This is a genomic window from Streptomyces sp. NPDC060198 (assembly GCF_042728415.1).
Taxonomy (GTDB): domain Bacteria; phylum Actinomycetota; class Actinomycetes; order Streptomycetales; family Streptomycetaceae; genus Streptomyces.
This window is the reverse complement of the sequence record NZ_JBHWZJ010000500.1, coordinates 1-4,245: the sequence shown is the minus strand read 5'-3', so window position 1 is coordinate 4,245 and position 4,245 is coordinate 1. Positions and strand designations below refer to the sequence as shown.

At 74.1% G+C, this 4,245-nt stretch carries 4 protein-coding genes; all 4 read left to right on the top strand.

Going from position 1 to position 4,245, the window contains the following annotated elements:
* The first annotated feature begins 99 nt into the window (after positions 1 to 99).
* Positions 100 to 675, top strand: a complete 576-nt coding sequence (locus ACFWEP_RS32410; protein ID WP_387375537.1) for a TetR/AcrR family transcriptional regulator — start codon at positions 100 to 102, stop codon at positions 673 to 675.
* A 237-nt stretch (positions 676 to 912) separates the two neighbouring features.
* Complete coding sequence (locus ACFWEP_RS32405) at positions 913 to 1,926, top strand: SPFH domain-containing protein (protein ID WP_387375535.1); 1,014 nt, start codon at positions 913 to 915, stop codon at positions 1,924 to 1,926.
* The gene (locus ACFWEP_RS32400) at positions 1,923 to 2,840 is read left to right on the top strand and encodes a hypothetical protein (RefSeq protein WP_387375534.1); all 918 of its coding nucleotides are present in this window, start codon (positions 1,923 to 1,925) and stop codon (positions 2,838 to 2,840) included. The genes ACFWEP_RS32405 and ACFWEP_RS32400 overlap by 4 nt, the downstream gene beginning before the upstream one ends.
* A gap of 70 nt (positions 2,841 to 2,910) precedes the next feature.
* Positions 2,911 to 4,194, top strand: a complete 1,284-nt coding sequence (locus ACFWEP_RS32395) for an MFS transporter (protein ID WP_387375532.1) — start codon at positions 2,911 to 2,913, stop codon at positions 4,192 to 4,194.
* The last annotated feature ends 51 nt before the right edge of the window (positions 4,195 to 4,245 follow it).

Genomic DNA, 4,245 nt, shown 5'->3' with positions numbered 1-4,245 from the left:
AGCCGGGACTCCGCACAGGGAACTCAGGAAAACGCGGCGCTCCAGGACACCGAGGCGCAGGACTCGGCGACGCCCTCACCCCGGTCACCCAGGTCGAAAATCACACCGGAGCGCGCCCAGGAGCTCTACGCGGCGGTGCTGGAGCTGCTCCGCGAGAGCGGGTACGAATCCCTCACCATGGAGGGCGTCGCCGCGCGGACCCGCTGCGGCAAGTCGACGCTGTACCGGCAGTGGGGATCGAAGCCCGAGCTGGTCGTGGCGGCACTCCACAGCACCCGGCGCGAGTCGCTCGCCCACATCGACACCGGCACCCTGGCCGGCGACCTGCTGGCGGCGGCACGGGCGATCGGCGCCCGCTCCGGCCTCGACACCTCGCTGGTGCACGCACTGAGCCACGCCGCCCTGCAGAGCCCGGAGCTGCTCTGCGCGATGCGCGAGTCACTGGTGATGCCGGAGATCGCGGCGATCGAGGCGATGGTCCACAGGGGCCGCGAACGCGGCGAGATCGCCCCCGACTGCGCGACCGCCCAGTACGTCCCGGCCCAGCTGTTCGGCATGGTGCGCGTGCGCCCCCTGCTCGACGCCCGGCAGGCCGACGGGGAGTACCTCGTGCGCTTCACGGAACGGGCCATCCTGCCCGGGCTCGGTCTGGAGCCCCCCGCGACCGAGCCCTGACAAACGTGGGCCGTCCATCCCAGCGGTGGGACCGGCCCGCTCGCGCCGCACCGTGGGGACGGGGGCGGCGCACCCCGACGGCCGGCGACTTCCACCGAAGACGCCGGCCGTTCGCGTGGCCGAAGGGCTTCGAAGGTTCGCCCCCGGAGCCCTTTTTCGTCCCCTTGACGATATCCTCGTACGCCCCTATCGTCTCCCTTGTCGTCATCCTGACGAGAAACGGAAGGGGCCGTTCCCATGGCCGACATCACACGGCGCTTCGGCTGGCGCCACCTGCGCTCCGCCCCCACCGCCCACATCCGTCACCACAAGCGCGGCACGCTCACCCACGACGGTCCCGGGCTGAGTTTCTGGTACCGCTCGCTGAGCGCCGCGCTCTCCGAGGTGCCGGTGGACGACCGGGAGCTGGCGATGGCGTTCCACGCCCGCACCGCCGACTTCCAGGACGTGACCGTGCAGGCCACCGTCACCTACCGGGTAAGCGACCCGGCGCAGGCGGCGGCCCGGCTGGACTTCTCCGTGGACCCGGACACCGGGGTGTGGCGCGGCTCCCCGCTCGAACAGATCGCGACCCTGCTGACCGAGACCGCGCAGCAGCACACGCTCGACGCCCTGGCCCGCACCCCTCTCGCCATCGCCCTCGTCGACGGTGTGGCTCTGGTGCGCGAGCGGGTGTCGGCCGGACTCGCGGCCGAGCCCCGGCTGCCCGCGACAGGGCTCGACGTGGTGGCGACCCGGGTCGTGGCCATCCGCCCGGAGGCGGAGGTGGAGCGCGCCCTGCGCACCCCCGCCCGCGAGCAGATCCAGCAGGAGGCCGACCGGGCCACCTACGAGCGCCGCGCGGTGGCGGTCGAACGGGAACGCGCCATCGCCGAGAACGAGCTCGCCAGCCAGATCGAACTGGCCCGCCGGGAGGAGCAGCTGGTCGACCAGCGCGGTACCAACGCCCGGCGCGAGGCCGAGGAGAAGGCGGCGGCCGACGACGTCCGCGCCCGCGCCGAGGCCTCCCGCGCGGTACGGCTGGCCAAGGCGGAGGCGGAGGCCGTACGGGAGACGGGCGCGGCCCGGGCCGACGCGCAGGCGGCCTGGCTGCGCGTCCACGCGGAAGTCGACGCGGCCACCCTGCACGCCCTCGCGGCGACCAGACTGGCGGAGAACCTGCCGCACATCGACAGCCTCACCCTCTCCCCCGACGTGCTGACCGGGCTGCTCTCGCGCCTCGGCCGCCCCGGCGGCGGGACCCCGGCGTGAGCCTCGCCCCCCGCGCCGTCCTCGTGCACCGGACCACGGAGTACGAGGAGTTGCTCGCCCGGCACGGTACGCACGGCCAGGCCGCGTTCTTCCTCTCCACCCGCGGGCGCTCCCTGGACGAGGTGGCGGAGCGGCACCACCGGACGCTGCGGGCGCTGGCCGACGTGGCGTCCGCGGTGCCGCTCACCTGGCGGCGCTCCCGGGTGGAACGCGCCGACCTGGACCGCTTCCTCTTCGCTCCGGAGGACGTGGTGATCGTGGCCGGACAGGACGGGCTGGTCGCCAACGCCGCGAAGTACCTCTCGGGGCAGCCGGTGATCGGCATCGACACCGACCCGGGGCGCAATCCCGGCGTCCTCGTGCGCCACCGCGTACGGGACACGGGGGCCCTGCTCCGCGCGGCGACCGCACCCGCGGCCGGTGGCCGGGTGGACGAACTGACGATGGTGGAGGCGGTCGCGGACGACGGCGAGCGGCTGGTGGCCCTCAACGAGATCTACGTCGGGCCGCCGGGACACCAGACCGCCCGCTACCGGATCGGGCCGGACACCGAAGCCACTCCTCACCCGGGCGCCGCCGAGGCGCAGGCGTCCTCGGGCGTGCTGGTCGGTACGGGCACGGGCGCCACCGGCTGGCTCCGCTCCCTCTGGCAGGAACGCGGCAGCACCCTGCGGCTGCCGGCCCCCTCGGACCCCCGGCTGCTCTGGTTCGTGCGCGAGGCCTGGCCGTCACCGGTGACGGGAACGTCGATGGTCGCCGGGGAACTGGAGCGCGGCCGGCGGCTGCGACTATCGGTCGAGTCGGACCGGATGACGGTGTTCGGCGACGGGATGGAGTCCGACGCGCTGGAGTTGACGTGGGGCCAGTCGGTACGGATCGGCGTCTCCCCGACCTCGCTGCGACTGGTCGGCTGAGGGCGGCCGCAGGGCGCGGACCGGGAGTAGGGTGCCCATCCGGATCGCGGGATCACCGAGGGGGACGGTCATGGACTGGGGCCCGGCCGGAGTGCTGAAGGACCGCAACGCCCGCATCTATCTGGCGGGGGTGCTCGTCTCCGGGTTCGGCGACTCGGCCATGTCCCTGGCCGCGGGTGTGTGGGTCAAGGAGCTCACGGGTTCCGACGCGCTCGCCGCGCTCGTCACTTTCTGCGTGTGGGCCCCTGCCATGGCGGGACCGCTCATCGGCACCCTGGCCGACCGGGTGCGCCGCCGCCCGCTCCTGGTCTTCACCTGCCTCGCGCTGGCCCTCGTGATGACCGCGCCCCTCGCCGTACGCTCCGCCACGGACGTCTGGGTGCTGTTCGCGGTCCTGGCACTGGTGGGTGTCGGCAGTGTGCTGATGGACGCGGCGGAGGCCGCGCTGATCGCCGCGGCGATACCTGCCGGGCTGCGCGGCGACTTCAACGGGCTGGTGAGAACGGCGGTCGAGAGCACCAGCCTCGTCGGCCCGCTGGCCGGTGCGAGCCTCTTCGTCCTGGTGGGCGGGCCCACCGCCGCGCTGCTGGACGCGCTCACCTTCCTGCTGGCCGCCGCCGCGTTCACCCTGATCCGGGTCGACGAACCCGCGCCCGTGAAGGCGGAGCGCGCGAACTGGGCCCGGGAGACCGCGGACGGGGTACGCCACCTGTGGCGCCACCCGCACATGCGTTCCCTGGTGGTCGCGGGCGGCTGCGCGATGGCCGCCTCCAGCCTGAGCAGTTCCGCCAACTACGCCCTCGTCGACCACGGTCTGCACCGGCCCGCCGCCTTCGTGGGCGTGCTCGCCACGGTCCAGGGAATCGGATCGGTCGCGGGAGGACTGTCGGCCGGCCCTCTGCTGCGCCGGTTGTCCTCCCGTACGGTGTCGGCCCTGGGCCTCGGGCTCTTCGCCGCCGGGGTGCTGGCGCGGGCGACCGGCCTCCTTCCGCTGGTCCTGGCCGGGGGGCTGATGGTGGGTCTGGGACTGCCGTGGCCGCTGATCAGCGCCATGACGTCCCTCCAGAAGGAGACCCCGGGCGCACTGCTCGGCAGGGTCGCCGCCACCGCGGGCACACTGGTCTTCGGCCCCACCGGGCCCGCCCTCCTGCTGGGCACGCTCATGGTCACCGCTTTCGACCACCGGGTACAGCTCCTCGCGGCAGCCGCCGTCGCGCTCGCCGTCACGGTGTGGCTTCTCGCCGGAGGCCGGGGCCAGGCGGCAGCGGCGGCTTCCGTCGGGGCCGACCCGGATCTTCCACCGCAGCGGTCCGACGCTCCGGCAGCGGCGGAACAGGACACCGATCGCGTCTGACGGATCTCCTGCGGGCGCCGCACACGCGGCGGGTTCGGCCCGCCGCAGGTG